This window comes from Lacimicrobium alkaliphilum (assembly GCF_001466725.1).
Lineage (GTDB): Bacteria > Pseudomonadota > Gammaproteobacteria > Enterobacterales > Alteromonadaceae > Lacimicrobium > Lacimicrobium alkaliphilum_B.
This window is the reverse complement of the sequence record NZ_CP013650.1, coordinates 1,002,620-1,016,777: the sequence shown is the minus strand read 5'-3', so window position 1 is coordinate 1,016,777 and position 14,158 is coordinate 1,002,620. Positions and strand designations below refer to the sequence as shown.

Annotated in this window: 11 protein-coding genes; 6 read left to right on the top strand and 5 right to left on the bottom strand. The window is 50.6% G+C overall.

The genetic code is table 11. The features are described 5' to 3' along the window. Positions 1 to 310 precede the first annotated feature (310 nt). The 4 genes from AT746_RS04625 (at position 311) to AT746_RS04610 (ending at position 7,385) form a co-directional block, all read left to right on the top strand. Positions 311 to 4,174: a hypothetical protein gene (locus tag AT746_RS04625; protein WP_062477097.1), complete on the top strand. Its 3,864-nt coding sequence runs from the start codon at positions 311 to 313 to the stop codon at positions 4,172 to 4,174. A 294-nt stretch (positions 4,175 to 4,468) separates the two neighbouring features. Continuing rightward, a complete protein-coding gene (locus AT746_RS04620) occupies positions 4,469 to 5,071 on the top strand; it encodes a porin family protein (protein ID WP_062477095.1) in 603 nt (200 codons plus the stop codon). A gap of 228 nt (positions 5,072 to 5,299) precedes the next feature. Continuing rightward, the gene (locus AT746_RS04615; RefSeq protein WP_062477092.1) at positions 5,300 to 5,836 is read left to right on the top strand and encodes a PH domain-containing protein; all 537 of its coding nucleotides are present in this window, start codon (positions 5,300 to 5,302) and stop codon (positions 5,834 to 5,836) included. Then, entirely contained in the window at positions 5,829 to 7,385 is a 1,557-nt protein-coding gene (locus AT746_RS04610) for a PH domain-containing protein (protein ID WP_062477089.1), read from the top strand. Before AT746_RS04615 ends, AT746_RS04610 begins: the two co-directional genes overlap by 8 nt. 23 nt (positions 7,386 to 7,408) lie before the next feature. Here the strand turns inward: AT746_RS04610 and AT746_RS04605 are convergent, their stop codons facing one another. Both AT746_RS04605 and AT746_RS04600 read right to left on the bottom strand, forming a co-directional pair. Beyond that, complete coding sequence (locus AT746_RS04605; RefSeq protein ID WP_197414328.1) at positions 7,409 to 9,127, bottom strand: amidohydrolase; 1,719 nt, start codon at positions 9,125 to 9,127, stop codon at positions 7,409 to 7,411. Between the two features lie 50 nt (positions 9,128 to 9,177). Next, on the bottom strand, positions 9,178 to 11,151 hold the full coding sequence (locus tag AT746_RS04600) for a BCCT family transporter (RefSeq protein WP_062477086.1): 1,974 nt from the start codon (positions 11,149 to 11,151) through the stop codon (positions 9,178 to 9,180). Between the two features lie 312 nt (positions 11,152 to 11,463). Between AT746_RS04600 and AT746_RS19770 the strand changes: the two genes are divergently transcribed. Together AT746_RS19770 and AT746_RS04595 are read left to right on the top strand one after the other, a co-directional pair. Further along, complete coding sequence (locus AT746_RS19770) at positions 11,464 to 11,634, top strand: DUF6435 family protein (protein WP_156413628.1); 171 nt, start codon at positions 11,464 to 11,466, stop codon at positions 11,632 to 11,634. Positions 11,635 to 11,647: 13 nt separating this feature from the next. Continuing rightward, the gene (locus tag AT746_RS04595; protein ID WP_062477082.1) at positions 11,648 to 12,139 is read left to right on the top strand and encodes a TspO/MBR family protein; all 492 of its coding nucleotides are present in this window, start codon (positions 11,648 to 11,650) and stop codon (positions 12,137 to 12,139) included. Positions 12,140 to 12,186: 47 nt separating this feature from the next. Here the strand turns inward: AT746_RS04595 and AT746_RS04590 are convergent, their stop codons facing one another. The 3 genes from AT746_RS04590 to AT746_RS04580 form a co-directional block, all read right to left on the bottom strand. Beyond that, positions 12,187 to 13,086 carry an ATP-grasp domain-containing protein gene (locus AT746_RS04590; protein WP_062477079.1) on the bottom strand — a complete coding sequence of 300 codons (900 nt, stop codon included), beginning with the start codon at positions 13,084 to 13,086 and terminating at the stop codon, positions 12,187 to 12,189. A gap of 117 nt (positions 13,087 to 13,203) precedes the next feature. Continuing rightward, positions 13,204 to 13,512: a hypothetical protein gene (locus AT746_RS04585; protein WP_156413627.1), complete on the bottom strand. Its 309-nt coding sequence runs from the start codon at positions 13,510 to 13,512 to the stop codon at positions 13,204 to 13,206. 63 nt (positions 13,513 to 13,575) lie between these two features. Beyond that, positions 13,576 to 14,145: an NADPH-dependent FMN reductase gene (locus AT746_RS04580; RefSeq protein ID WP_231731014.1), complete on the bottom strand. Its 570-nt coding sequence runs from the start codon at positions 14,143 to 14,145 to the stop codon at positions 13,576 to 13,578. Positions 14,146 to 14,158: the final 13 nt, after the last annotated feature.

Sequence of the window (14,158 nt, the reverse complement as noted above, 5' to 3'; positions counted from 1 at the left end):
ATCCTCAACCCTTTTTATTATTCAGTCCTGATGACTCCCTGCCATGGCTTATCGTGTGGCAGACTCATCAACGCATCCTTGACGTTGAAAAAAACATCAAACTGATTGTTTTTTAACCATTTGTGACAAGTGTAGGCAGGCTTTTAAAATTTCGCGAATATGAATATCAATAAAATTTACGACATGTTTACAGCACCCGAAAACAATGGGCCGGACGCTAAAAGGCTGTCATAATTTGCTTTTTGGCAAGGGTTAGCCCTTACTTACCTGAGAAGAACTAAGTAGGTTTCCGCCCTCAGGGAAGTGAACCATGTCACAAGACAAGCGTTCGGGCTCTGCTGCTGTTCCCGCAACTAAAAGATATTGGGTCTTGGCACTATTGCTGGTGCTGGGTTTCAGTGTTTTTGCCTACTACCGTTACATGGATCTGCAGGACAGAGTCATCAGTCAGGATTACTACCGGATACTTTACGAAGCCTCTAATCACTTTAATGAGAATCTGATCAAGCTGAACAGTCTGTATCAGTACGATGCGGGTGTCAGCGCGCTGCGTTCATTATTCCCGAGCTTCAGACGAGAGAAAAAGCCACTTTCCGGCAGCAATAACAAACTGAACAAATCGGAGTATGTGCAACAATCAGCCCCGCAACGCAGCACTGACTTTAAGCTCAGCCACCATGAGTTGACAATCACAAGCCAGGAATTTACCGACAGAATACAGGTAGAAGATATATTGCCCTTTCCTGAGCAGGGGTTCAGTCAATACCTGTTTGCCGATGGCGAGGGCATTGTCTTAACCAGCAGCGGCGATGAGAAAAGTATCTCTGTGGTGGATCTCACCAGTATTAAGCAGGCATTGTATCAGCAGCAAACCCAATGGCGCATGGATCAACAAGGCGCCCAGGACAGTGCCAAACTGAGTCTCCCCAGCCTCAGCCGGCATATCGATATGACCCTGTCTCATGGCGAATACCGGGTTTTTCTCTACCCTTTCAGGCTCGAAACCCCTGTAACAGCGACAGTATCGGACACCGCAGGATCAGCAGATAGTGCCAGAACCGGCAAATTACACAGTTTCTATCTGGTGGGGCTGTTGCCAAAACACCAACTGAGTAATAAAGAAAGCGGGGGCTGGAATCTGTCGATGCTTATCATCAGCCTGGTCAGTCTGATTTTTGTCTGGTTGTTGCTGCGCCTGCTACTGATGCCTCTGCACCACGCTATGGGACGACTTTATCGCTATGGCTTTTACTGTATCAGCTATGCCCTGTTTATCCTGCTTGGCGCCTGGCTGCTTGCTTCACTGGAACACCGGCAATTGCACCATTTTAAAGCACAAATGGCTGCGGATTATGCGCTGCAGATTTCCGCAGAACTGAAACAGGACCTTCAGACAGTGTTTTCTGAACTGGAGCAATATCAAAGCTTCTATCGCTATCTGGTACGACACTTTTTGCCACTTGAACAGACCTTACGTCATAGCTGCAAGTCTGAGGATGAGGAGACAAGACCTGATTTTTGTGCTCCCAACATCCGTGATCTAACCTTCTATGGCATAACCTCCAGTGCCCGCTGGCTGCTGCCCAGGCAGCAACAGTTCCAACCTTTTAACTACCAGCGCCTTAGTCCCGACAGCAAACTAATGGATATTTATCATCAGGATTTTGTGCTCAGCCCACAAGGGCAAGATCTGAGTATGTACCTCAAACACCCCATTGATACCGGGATGTTTAAAAGCATCTTTACCATCAATCCGGATGCCAGACTGACCCTGCCGAGTATCTACTTTTATGAAAATGGCGCCACATCAATCTATGACCTGTCTCACCGGGATTATTTCAAGCAAGTCCGGGATATGCGTGGCTTTAGTCTGCCCAGAGCGAACAGTAACGGCAAGTTTGAGCATATCTACATCCAGCGTCTGTTGAATATCGACAACGGCACCCGTGGCACCACCATATCCATGCCCCTGTATTCGGCTGGTGATTCCGGTGACAACACAGAGACTCCAGATGGTTTTGTATTGGGTGCCGACATTATCCTGCCCTCGGTCAGCCTCAGAGCGCCACACCAACAGGATTTAATCTTTATGGTGGTCAATCGCAAGCGCGGACAGGTACTGTTTCATACTCACAGTGATCGCACCCTGACAGAAAACATTTTCCACCTCGGTGACGAAACGTCCGCCGTCGCCCGTTGGCTCAAGGCCGGCCTGGACAGTGATGGAAATAGCAACAAACAGATCTTCAGTGGCCATTATCATGGACAAAGCGGGCAATTCGCGGTCCACCCGGCACCAATAGATGAGTGGGCGGTGCTGGTGTTCTACCCCGACAGCACCCTTAAGGCCCACCAGTTCACTCAATTTCTGTTTTATGCCATGGCAATGGGTCTGATGTTATTACTCTGCTGGCTGCTCCTGTTAGTTATTCGCATCGGTAAACTATCCACTTATCTGCATAACATGCTGCCCAGAGGGCTTCACCTCTCCCATGGCTGCCTGTTTTTCTCGCTGGTGATTTACCTGAGCGCGGTTTTCTGGGTCGTGGCCAAAATCATGCTTTTTCCGGATATGACACTGATGAATCTGCTGTTAAGCCTGTTGCTCTGTTTTATCTTAATCTGTACCGGCCTGCTACTCTGGGCCCGCATAACCAACACTGAAACAAGCAGCCATGGCCGATGGCTTGTGATACTGGTGTTGCTCGTATTTATCCCCGGCCAGGCTGTGTATCTGGCCCCCACGTCTTCTTTACCCCTTAAAAATCTGCTGCAGTATTATCAGAACTATCATTGTGCAGCCTGGAACCAGGAGCGAAGCGAACGCCACAAGATTGCGCTGAACAACTACCCCAACTCAGTCACTCACCAGCGTATTGCCCCCCAACAACTGCTACCCGCTGCGGCAACACAAGGCGGGCAATGTGAAGGATTTTTGCTGTCAGTCAACACTGATGACTATCCGGCGCTGACTACCCTGTCGGGTTTCCGGTATGCCTGGCAATGGCTCAAAAATCTGGCACAACAGCCAGGCCCCGAGTTCTCAGCACCACAGTTAACCCTCCTCAGGGCTGGGATCACTCAACCCCGGGCCATCATCGCCCTGTATTTATTACTGATGTTACTGCTGCCGGCGATCTGGGTACTGTTCCATCGCAATCTTTTGTGGCAGCGGCTGGATTATCCGCCTTCTTACCTGAGTAACCTGCGTATCTTTAAGCGGCGTGATAAGAGCGCCCTGACCCCAGGCATTCATCCGGGGTTAACTATTCAGATCGCAGCGCCTCAGCACAACGGCATTCACCTTAGTTTGTTGCTGGGAATGACGACACAGGAAGTGGCTGATGAGCTCATCGGCAGATTCACCGAGCTGATGTCACTCTGCCCGCAACTGATGGCCTGCCATAAACAAAATCAGAGTTTCTCAAACCTTAAAATCAATCTTAAACGGGTGGAGGACTCCGGCGCGCTGCAAGTAGAGTTATGGGATATCGAAAGCAGTCTGGAACAGCCTCAACAACGCCAGTGTCTGCTTGAGCTGATCATGCAACTCAAATCACTGGTACTGCTGGGCAAACTGCATGGACTGAGGATCCTGACTGAGTTCCATACGCTCAATCGTATACGCCAGAAAAAACAAATACTGGCCGGGAGTGCGCCTGCTATCAGCGAAGTGGAATACCTGTCCTGGGCTGAATGCCTGATGGATTTCAGGGTGATACCGCCCAAAGGTCTGCTCAGGGCTCTGCACTATCCCACTTTAGACAAAGAAATCGCCGCACTGCCCGAACTCGGCAGCTGTCTGGGTGCTGAGCAGGTTATTGCCAGTGAACACAACGCTGAGAAGGACGGATCGCCGGAGCAGACCATCAAACTGCTGCTGATCCTCGCCGATGCATTCTATCGCTTTAAATGGGAGTCCTGCAGTAATGTTGAAAAACTGGCGCTCTATCATCTGGCCAAGGGCGATCATCTGAACCCGCTGAATAAAGAGATGATCGAACAACTGCTGCTCGATGGCCTGATCAAAATTACAGACAATGACATTCAGATTGCGAATCAGAGTTTCAGACAGTTTATTCTCAATGCCGAACCTAAAAACGCCATCGCGGAGCTTATTCATCAGAGCGAAGCCGGCACCTGGAAAACTATCGCTTACCTATTGGTTTACTGATCATTATCATCATAGGCGGCATGGCTATCACTTCGGGCCAGTCTATTCCTATTATTATTGCCTCGGTAGCCGGCGTGATGGGCACCCTTGCCAGCCTCGCCAACAGCGCAAATCTGCTAAGAGGGCAGATTAAATAAACAGGCAATACCACCATTGTTCAAAAATCCCGCGATTTGCACGCTAATTCTGCGAACGTCATTGAATCTCGGAAGTAACGGTTCACTTACCCACATTTATATGGATAATTCGCGCCCGCGTCATATGGTTTGACGCTTAATCAAAAGGAATCATTAAATGAACAAAACTATAGTTTTTGCCTCTTTATTCAGCGCTGCACTAATCGCTCTCCCAGCCTCAGCCACCGCACCTAACTGGAACAATGTGGAAATCTCCTACGCCAAGGTCGACATCGATGAGCTTGACGATATCTCTTTGAAAGGTTTCAGTGCTGCAGGCACTGCATTAATTGGCAATGACTTTTTCCTCCAGGGTCGCTTTACCTCTGTTTCGGATACGGTACGTGTTTTCAGCACCAAAACCAAAGTCGATCTGGACTGGACCACCCTCGGGCTGGGCTATCGTTATGCCGCCACATCCAGCACAGATGTCTACGCTACGCTGGCGTATGAGGGACTGGATGTTAAAGCCTCAGCGCTGGGTTCATCTTTCTCTGAAGACGAGAACGGCTATAGCATCGCAGCTGGTGTACGCAGCATGCTGACCGACAAATTAGAAGCAAAAGGCAGTATTTCTTATATGGATATTGGTGATGGCTCCGATACCGCCTTCGAAATCGGTGGCAGCTATTATTTCACCCCGGCAATCGCCGCCGGTGCCAGCTATCTTAAAACCCAGGATCTGGATGTTCTGATGCTCACCGGCCGTTACAGCTTCTGATTTTTATCTGAGTAATAGTTATCTGCAGGAAGTCTCGAACACCCGTGACTTCCTTTTAGCACCCATGTCAATCACTGGCGCGGCTATGAATCATCCCCTGTAACAATTCACCTTCTCTTTTCTGCCTTGCTACCGCTCCAATAACATTTTATAACTACCCACCGTATGCAAGACTAGCACCTGTCAGATGACAGAATAGCTCCGGGCCATCAATCAAAGGGAAACTCAATGCATAACGAGGAATTTGTCAATCCGCAACTCAATGAGCTGCCCGATATTGAGGAGCTTGAATTCACGCCCATGTCACGGCTCTACCCAAAACTTAATCTGCTGGTTAATCTGTGTTTTTTCCTGTTATTGTTGCTGGTCACTGTGGCGCTGCAATGGCAAAGCTGGCTCAGTTTGCCCCAGTTTATCACCGCTCATCTGGACAGCACCCGACTGGGGCTGAGCATCGCTGCGGTAGTGATCCCCGGCTATTTCTATCTGGCAGATAAACGCAAAGGTTATGCGCTGCGTCAGCACGACCTCAGTTATCGTAGCGGGCTCATTTTTATCAGTGTGACGACCCAGCCGGTGCTGCGCATTCAGCATGTGGAACTCAAACGCGGGCCGATTGAGCGCAAGGCCGGCCTGGCCAGCCTTCAGGTTTTCAGCGCCGGCGGCGCCATGCACACCTTTGCCATTCCCGGCCTGCCGCTGGCTAAAGCCAAGCAAATACGTCGGTTTATCCTTGAGCACAAAGACATTGCCCAACATGACTGAACCCCATGACGAGAAACAACTGACAATACAGCAGAACCAATGGCAGAAACTGCCGCTGATTGCCATTGTTTACTTCAGTTTCAATCTGCTGCGCCAGATAGTCGGGCAATTTATCTACCTGATCCCGGCCTTGTTGATTGGCTACTCGACTATCATCGAAAACTTGCCAGAGGCTATTGCGGGAGCATTAATACTGCTGGGCGTTGTGCTTGGCAGCAGTTGGCTGAAATTTCATTTTTACCGCTTCCGGCTCAGTCACGATCATATTCAGATACGCTCCGGAGTGCTGAGTAAAAAGCATCTGGATTTACCCTTTCATCGCATCCATAACGTGAAACTGGAACAGCCCCTGTTCTACCGGCCCGGCAACCATACCTGCGTGGTACTGGACACTGCCGGCTCAAGCAAAGATGAAGCTAAGATCTTTGCCCTGCCCATGCAACAGGCCTTATCTCTCAAATCAGCCATTGTCCACTTTGCCAGCCAACCCGCAGCCAGCAATGGCGCGCCAGAGAACGAGGCCGCCGATCCGTCAGTGCCTGTAACTGAACCACAGGAAGTGGAGCTGAATCGCCGCTCACTGTCAGATTTGGTGATCCACGGGGTAACCAGTAACCGCATCTGGATCTTTTTAGGCGGCCTGGCGCCTTTTTTTGACAATATCTTTGAATGGCTGGCCGGAGTAATGATGTCTTCGGGATTGGATCTGGAAGCCATGCTCGACCCTTCTGAGCAAACACTGTGGCAGTATAGCCTGACGCTGCTGACACTGATTTTCCTGGCAATGTTGATTCTCACCCTGTTTTCGGTGCTTGGCGCCATCATCAGCTTTTACGGCTACCGACTGAGTCGCCTGAATGACCGATATATCCGTCGCAGCGGCCTGTTTACCCGCCATGAGGTTTCCATGCGCCGCTCCCGTCTGCAAATGCTGGTGCGCAGACAAGACTGGCTGGACCGCCTGATTGGCCGTATTAATCTTAAGCTGGAGCAGTTCAACGCCAATATTGAACATGGCCAGATGATGATGCTAAATAATAAGATCATTGTCCCTTCCATTAAAGCCGATGAGTGTGAGGCTCTGCTTAAAGACATCTACCCTGACAACCGGCTCAGCGAGATTGATTATCAGCCTGTTGACCGGCGTTTTTTTTGGCGGCATTGTCTGTTTGCGCTGTTGCTGCACGCTGGTATCGCCCTACTGCTGGCCCCTGAGGCCATAGCACTTTTCATCACCGGGTTAAGCCTGTTACTGGTTTGCACCCTGATTTACCTGCGCTGGAAACGCTGGGGCTTTGCCATCGACAATAACTTTGTTTATATCCGCAAGGGTTTGTTTGGTGTGGATTATTACAGTTTTGCCCTGAGCAAAATCCAGCAGACCCGATTCGCACAGAGTATCTGGATGAAGCCCTATAACCTCTGTTCTGTGACCCTGATACTGGCCTGTGGCGGCCAGAGCATTCCCTTTATCCGCTGCCAGCAGGGTCGCCAGATTATCAATACCGGGCTATTCGAGGTGGAGGCCCATAAAGCCTCCTGGATGTAAAACGAACCCGCATAAAGTCGCAGTTAGTCGCGACTAAACACGGTTCTTCCACCAACAATAGTGCGCTGTACCTGCACATCGGCGATTTGTTCTGCCTCGATACTGAACAGATCCTGATCGAGAATCACCAGATCTGCCAGCTTACCAGGTGCCAGAGAACCTTTGATTTTCTCCTCTGCCGAGGCATAGGCGGCACCGCGGGTATAGGCTATCAGTGCCTGCTCCAGACTGATTTTCTGTTCCGGCACCCAGCCCTGAGGATTATTATCATCTAGGGTTCTGCGCGTTACCGCCGCATAAATCCCCATGATCGGCGAGACCGGTGCCACAAACCAGTCGCTGCCAAAAGCCAGATGAGCATCGGCGTTGAGCAGATCTCTGAAGGCATAAGTGGTTTTTGCCCGCTCGGCACCTATCACCCGTTCTGCCCAGCGACCGTCGTCGATAGCGTGATAGGGCTGCATACTGGCAATCACATCAAGTTCACTGAAACGAATAATATCTTCAGGTTCTATATGCTGGGCATGTTCAATGCGCCAGCGCCTGTCGACACCACCCTGAACCTCCTCTATGCCAGCATATATATCCAGCAGTCTGCCGATGGCCCGATCGCCAATGGCATGCACCATCAACTGTAAACCGGCGCGGTCCGCAGCCGTGATCCATTCTTCCATCTGCTCAGGAGGGTTGATAAAAAATCCACTGTCATCGGGCGTATCCGTATAGGGTTCGTAAAACGCTGCCGTATGTGAACCCAGTGAACCATCCATAAAGCCTTTTACGCCACCGACTTTGAGCCACTCATCGCCGCGACCGTGCTCGGCCACATAATTAGCCACCTTCTGCCAGGTTTCCAGCGGCTCCACCGCATAAATCCGGGTGCGCAGCTGGCCCTTTTCATGAGCACGCTGGTAGGTACGCAAACTGCGCATACTCTGCCAGTCACCCATATCATGCACGCTGGTGATACCCCTGCTGGCCACATGTTCACTGGCAGCTTCAAGGGCGGCATCGAGTTGCGTTTCGTCAGGCTCGGGGATCGCAGACTGAACCAGATTCATGGCATTATCTTTAAGCACCCCGGTGGGATTACCCTGGCTATCACGGACTATCTCACCGCCTTCCACATCCGGGGTGTCACTATCGACCCCGGCAAGCTCAAGGGCCAGGGAGTTTGCCAGCGCCATATGCCCGTCCAGACGCATCACAAACACCGGATGCTCAGGCGTCAGCTCATCGATCCATTCCCGACTGGGCAGTTCGCCCCCCCAGTTTTCATGATCCCACTCACCATTTAAGATCCATTGCCCCTCGGGCACACTTGTAGCAAAATCGCCGATACGCTGGCTGAACTCTTGTGGTGTTTTCGCATCCCGCAACTGTACCGACGACAGCCCCATACCACCGATGAGAAAATGTACATGGCTGTCAATAAAGCCCGGTAACACCAGATTGCCGCCCGCATCGATCAATTCGGTGCTATCGCCAATAAAACCATTAATCTCAACTTCACTGCCTACCGCAAGAATTTTCTCTCCCTCAATAGCCACCGCTTCGGCCCATGGATTATGGGGGTCGGCGGTCCATACTTTAGCCTGAATGATCACCGTATCGGCAACCGGCAATCTCGTGACCGGCCCCTCGGTGCAGGCGGCTAATACTGCCGTTACCACCAGTACCAGAATCAGCCAATAACCACCGCGACGACCTGGGTTGGCATCTGCCAGATATTCTGTTTTCACCTGTTATTTCCTTATCATCAGCAGCCGTGGCAACCTGCAGCGGCCACGGCTTATCTCAGCACATGTAAAAAGTGCATATGTTTATGATAATGATCGATGATGTCACCAATCACCGCGTCCCGCGACCAGCCCAATACATCATAATCCTGGCCACCTTCACCAAGATGTACCTCGGCGCGAAAATAGAGTTTATCCTCAGCCATCTTTTCCGGGTCGGCCTCAGACTCAGGAGTTAAAAATGCAGGACGTACATGTGGCCTGAGCACAATCTCATAGACAAAATCGATTTCCTCACCATGTATGACTTTAAAGCCAAGACGGTCGGGATCCTCTTTGGTCACGTCCACTTGGTAGCCTTTGTCCCGCATTTCCCTGGCGACATCCTCAAACGCCGGTGTGGCAACTTTCTGAATAAAACGCCTGCCCACTTCCTTACTCGGATAATCGACAATATTTTGCAAACGTTCCCGCCAGTTTTTGGTACCCATAGTAGCGGCGGTCAGATAATTGTTCTGCAGTGCATCGCGTTTCTGCACATCCACACGCAGAGCCTTAATCAGCCCGTAAGTTGCAATCAGCAAAACAATGGTAAAAGGCAACGCACTGGCAATCGCCATGGTCTGCAAGGCCCCGAGTCCTCCGGCAAGCAACAGTACAATAGCCACCACGCCCTCGCCACTGGCCCAGAATACCCGTTGCCAAAGCGCCGTATCGTCACGGCCATTGGAACAAAGCATATCCACTACCATGGAGCCTGAATCTGACGAGGTGACAAAAAACACGATCACCATCAGGGTTGCCAACAGCGACAGGATATTGGAGAGCGGAAATTGTTCCAGAAAAGCAAACAGGGCAATCGACACATCTTTTTGCACCATTTGCCCCAACTCTGTCACCCCTTGATTGAGGATCAGCTCAATAGCGGAATTACCAAAAAAGGTCATCCACATCAGGGTAAAGCCTGTGGGTACCAGCAACACGCCCAGAACAAACTCGCGAATGGTACGCCCCCGGGACACCCGGGCGATAAACAGTCCCACAAAAGGCGCCCAGGAAAGCCACCAGCCCCAGTAAAACACTGTCCAGCCGCCTATCCAGTCGGTTTTTTCATAGGCGAACAGATTAAAAGTTTTGCCGACAATATCGGAAAGGTAGGAACCGGTATTCTGCACAAAGGCCTGCAACAAAAATACCGTCGGGCCAAGCAGCAGAACAAAGAGCAATAATGCCACGGCCAGAATCATATTGAGCTCAGATAAGCGGCGGATCCCTTTATCCAGACCTGTGGTGACCGAGATCACGGCCAATGCAGTAATGCCGATAATCAGCAATATCTGCATGTTAGTACTGATCGGCATCTCAAACAGATAGTTAAAACCGGCATTGACCTGTGCCACCCCGTAACCTAAGGATGTGGCCACACCAAATAGCGTGCCGATTACCGCAAACACATCCACAGCATGACCTATGGGACCATAAATGCGTTCACCGATAAGCGGATAAAGAGCAGAACGCAGAGTCAGCGGCAGACCATGACGATAGGCAAAAAATGCCAGAATCAGCGCCACAATGGCATAGATAGCCCAGGCGTGCAGGCCCCAGTGAAAGAAGGTGATCTTCATGGCTTCCCTGGCCGCATCTACGGTGGCCGGGTCGCCCGTTGGTGGCGCCAGAAAGTGCATAACCGGTTCGGCGACACCGAAAAACATCAGCCCGATCCCCATACCCGCGGAAAACAGCATAGCGAACCAGGTACCCATGCCATAATCAGGTACCGAATGGTCGGGGCCAAGCTTGATACTGCCGAATCGGGAAAAGCCCAGATACAGTACAGAGACCAGGATAACGGCCACCGCAACCACATAGAACCAACTGCCATTGGTAATAATCGCCGCTTGCACCGTTTTAAATGTTGCGTCAGCGGTATCTGGAGAAATAACCGAGAACAGCAGGATCAGCAGAATCAATCCGGTTGCAGGATAAAACACATTAGGGTTAATCTTCGCCGGGGTGTTCTCCGACATCCTCAGAACTCCTTATTATTTGCATTTCTATATACACCCTGCCCTTGTCAGGCCTGAAAAACAAGTTCTCCTGAAATTACCTGGCTTATACCAACAGGATTAAGTATATCAATACCAAACAGGTTGCAGCTAAACACCGCGCCCTGAATTACTACCGAACTAATACAGCGAGTCCGTTTTGGTCTTTATCGCTCCTGACGACGTAATAGACAAACACTTCTGCATGCCAGTACATACCCGGCACTGACGGATTGCTCCGTCTCCCAGAAGGCCCGTAAGTAACTTATTAACTCATTCATGGGTGGATAGCCAATGTTCAGACTGTTCCGGCGTGATCCGACGAAAAAACTGCGTAAGCAATATGATGCCAAACTTGAACAGGCAATGCTGGCACAACGTCGTGGCGATATAAGAGGCTATGCTCAGTTGACAAGCGAAGCCGAACAGCTTTGGCAGGAACTGCAACAGAAACAACAGCAATAAAACGGAGAAACCAATGTCTCAACCGACACTGTTACGTCAAAGCCTGATGCTGATATTTTTTCTGGTTGTGACTTATGCCGTCGCGGCCATTGGCAGCATCGCCTCGGTCAGTGCGCCGGCCTTTTATCAGCAACTGAACCAGCCCTCCTGGGCGCCGCCTGCCTGGTTATTTGGCCCGGTGTGGACATTATTGTATACGCTGATGGCCATTGCCGCCTGGCTGGTGTGGCGTAGTAGTCACTCTGCGAAGAAACAGGCGCTTGGCTTATACGCGCTGCAACTGGTTTTTAACGGCCTGTGGAGCTGGTTATTTTTCACCTGGTCCATGGGCGCGCTGGCCTTTATCGAAATACTGCTGCTTTGGTGTCTGATTCTGCTGACCATGGGCAGCTTCTGGCGCTGCAATAAAACCGCCGGTGCCTTGTTTGCGCCTTATCTGCTTTGGGTCAGTTTCGCGACCCTGCTTAACTGGACACTCTGGCAAGCCAACCCGGGCTTACTCTGAATCAGCTCCTGAGAAGCTTCCCCAGGTTTTTCCGGGTACAGTCCTGTTCATCTGCAGAGTAACTCAGGGGCACCGGCATCCGCCTGCGGCGCCAGTTTTTTGATCAAAGCCTGAACAAAGCGCTTAGGAGAATCCCTGTCCATATTGAAATACAATGAGGGCTCAATAAGTTCGAGCTCCATTACCCTATAGCTTTGTTGATAACGGATAAAATCCAGCCGGGCGTAAAGGGTCTTACCCGGAATGGCCTTAAGAGATTTCTCTGCCAGCACCAACAGCTCCGGGTCGGGCTGCACAAGAAAAAGCTGCCCGCCGTGCTCTTCCTGAACCCTGAAATCTCCCGGCTTGGGAACCTTACGAATGGCGTGACTGAAACGGTTATCAAAGTAAAACAATGAAAACTCCCCTTCCTCCAGCACATTATCGATAAAGGGCTGAAGCATATGTTTACGCCCCGAAAAAACCGCCTTCAGTTCACTGAGTTTTTGCTGATAATCAGAAGCGCTGAGCCGGTAGGTGTGGCCGGCACTGGCACTGACGACAGGCTTGATAATCAGCTCTTCACAGTCGAAACTGGCAAAGGCATTAGCCACCTGCTCTGCATTAAATTCCTGTTGCCAGAGGGTGGGAACAACAGGTACTCCTTCGGCGCTAAGATCTTTGAGATATTCCTTACTGATATTCCAGCGCACAATTCCGAGGTCGTTAAACAGCAAGGTTCGCTGACTAATCTGAGCCAGCACGCCCAGAAACTCATCCGGATACTGCTGATAATCCCAGCAACTGCGCAGTATTACCGCATCAAACCTGCCCCAATCCACATCATTTTGCCGCCAGGACAGCGTTTCAACCTGCCAGCCCTGCTCCGCCATAGGTGCAATCAGTAAATCATCATAGACATAATAATCACCCATATGGTCCATGGATAAAAACGCGCAGGTCTTCATAAGCTCACTCAATATAAAGGCTACAACAAAAAAGGTTGATTAAAAATGCACGGCAATTGCTGTATCAATCTCCGCCACCGACGCATTTTTACTAGCGATAGTGGCATCGGATTCAGATTAATCAGACTCAGGCAGAAAGCGCCCCGGCAAATACTTGTCGAATAGCTGCCGGTAGAAATCCGTTTTAACTACGTTATCCAGAGCACTCTGGAACTGCTCAACCAAAGCCCTGTCCATAGTGCAACTGAAAGCAAAGCAGGTAACCGCATCCTGGATATGATAAACAGCATGAAAACCCTCTGCCCGGTACCCCTGCTCATTAATCATGATACCCGCGGAGCGCTGATCGTAGACGAACAGTTCGATACGCCCCTTCTCCATCATTTCCAGATTGGCTGACAAGGATACATTGCTGGAAATATTCATCTGACGGTCCAGCTTTTCCAGCAACAGCTGCTCACCAATACCCCGGATTATCCTCCGGGCGGATTATTCCCGCATCGCTTTTAACGCCGCGGCCCAGCGATGCAACTCTTTAAGCATATCGGTGGCAGAGTTTTTGTGAGGCTCTTCTGCGGTAAACTCACGCTTATCATCCACTTTATTCCAGGGCATCTGCACCAGCACGCCCTCCGGGATCGGCATCATTTTCACCGCGGTAACCAGTTGTTTAGCCAGTTGCGCAGAACGCAATCCGCCAGAAACACCGCCGTAACTGACAAAACCACAGGGTTTATAATTCCACTCGTTGTAAATAAAGTTCAGGGCATTAAAAAACGTCGGTGGCGGGCAGAAGTTATACTCGGGGATCACAAACACATAGGCATCTGCCTGTTCGATTTTGGCCGACCAGGCTTTGGTATGATCTTTCTGATAATCCTGCTGACGGGGATGATTAGGTTCGTCATAGACCGGCAGGTTGTAATCAGCAATATCCACCAGCTCAGAGACAAAACTGCTGTGTTGGCCTGCAAACTCGTTGAACCACTTCCCCACCGGGGGGCCAATCCGCCCGGGCCGGGTGCTGCATATCACTGTTTGTAGCTTTAACTGCATCATACTCTCCTTTGTT

Excerpts from the sequence above, each read along its gene's own strand:
- AT746_RS04625 (WP_062477097.1), top strand. The coding sequence starts at position 311 with ATGTCACAAGACAAGCGTTCGGGCTCTGCTGCTGTTCCCGCAACTAAA.
- AT746_RS04620 (WP_062477095.1), top strand. The coding sequence starts at position 4,469 with ATGAACAAAACTATAGTTTTTGCCTCTTTATTCAGCGCTGCACTAATC.
- AT746_RS04615 (WP_062477092.1), top strand. The coding sequence starts at position 5,300 with ATGCATAACGAGGAATTTGTCAATCCGCAACTCAATGAGCTGCCCGAT.
- AT746_RS04610 (WP_062477089.1), top strand. The coding sequence starts at position 5,829 with ATGACTGAACCCCATGACGAGAAACAACTGACAATACAGCAGAACCAA.
- AT746_RS04600 (WP_062477086.1), bottom strand. The coding sequence starts at position 11,151 with ATGTCGGAGAACACCCCGGCGAAGATTAACCCTAATGTGTTTTATCCT.
- AT746_RS19770 (WP_156413628.1), top strand. The coding sequence starts at position 11,464 with ATGTTCAGACTGTTCCGGCGTGATCCGACGAAAAAACTGCGTAAGCAA.
- AT746_RS04595 (WP_062477082.1), top strand. The coding sequence starts at position 11,648 with ATGTCTCAACCGACACTGTTACGTCAAAGCCTGATGCTGATATTTTTT.
- AT746_RS04590 (WP_062477079.1), bottom strand. The coding sequence starts at position 13,086 with ATGAAGACCTGCGCGTTTTTATCCATGGACCATATGGGTGATTATTAT.
- AT746_RS04585 (WP_156413627.1), bottom strand. The coding sequence starts at position 13,512 with ATGAATATTTCCAGCAATGTATCCTTGTCAGCCAATCTGGAAATGATG.
- AT746_RS04580 (WP_231731014.1), bottom strand. The coding sequence starts at position 14,145 with ATGATGCAGTTAAAGCTACAAACAGTGATATGCAGCACCCGGCCCGGG.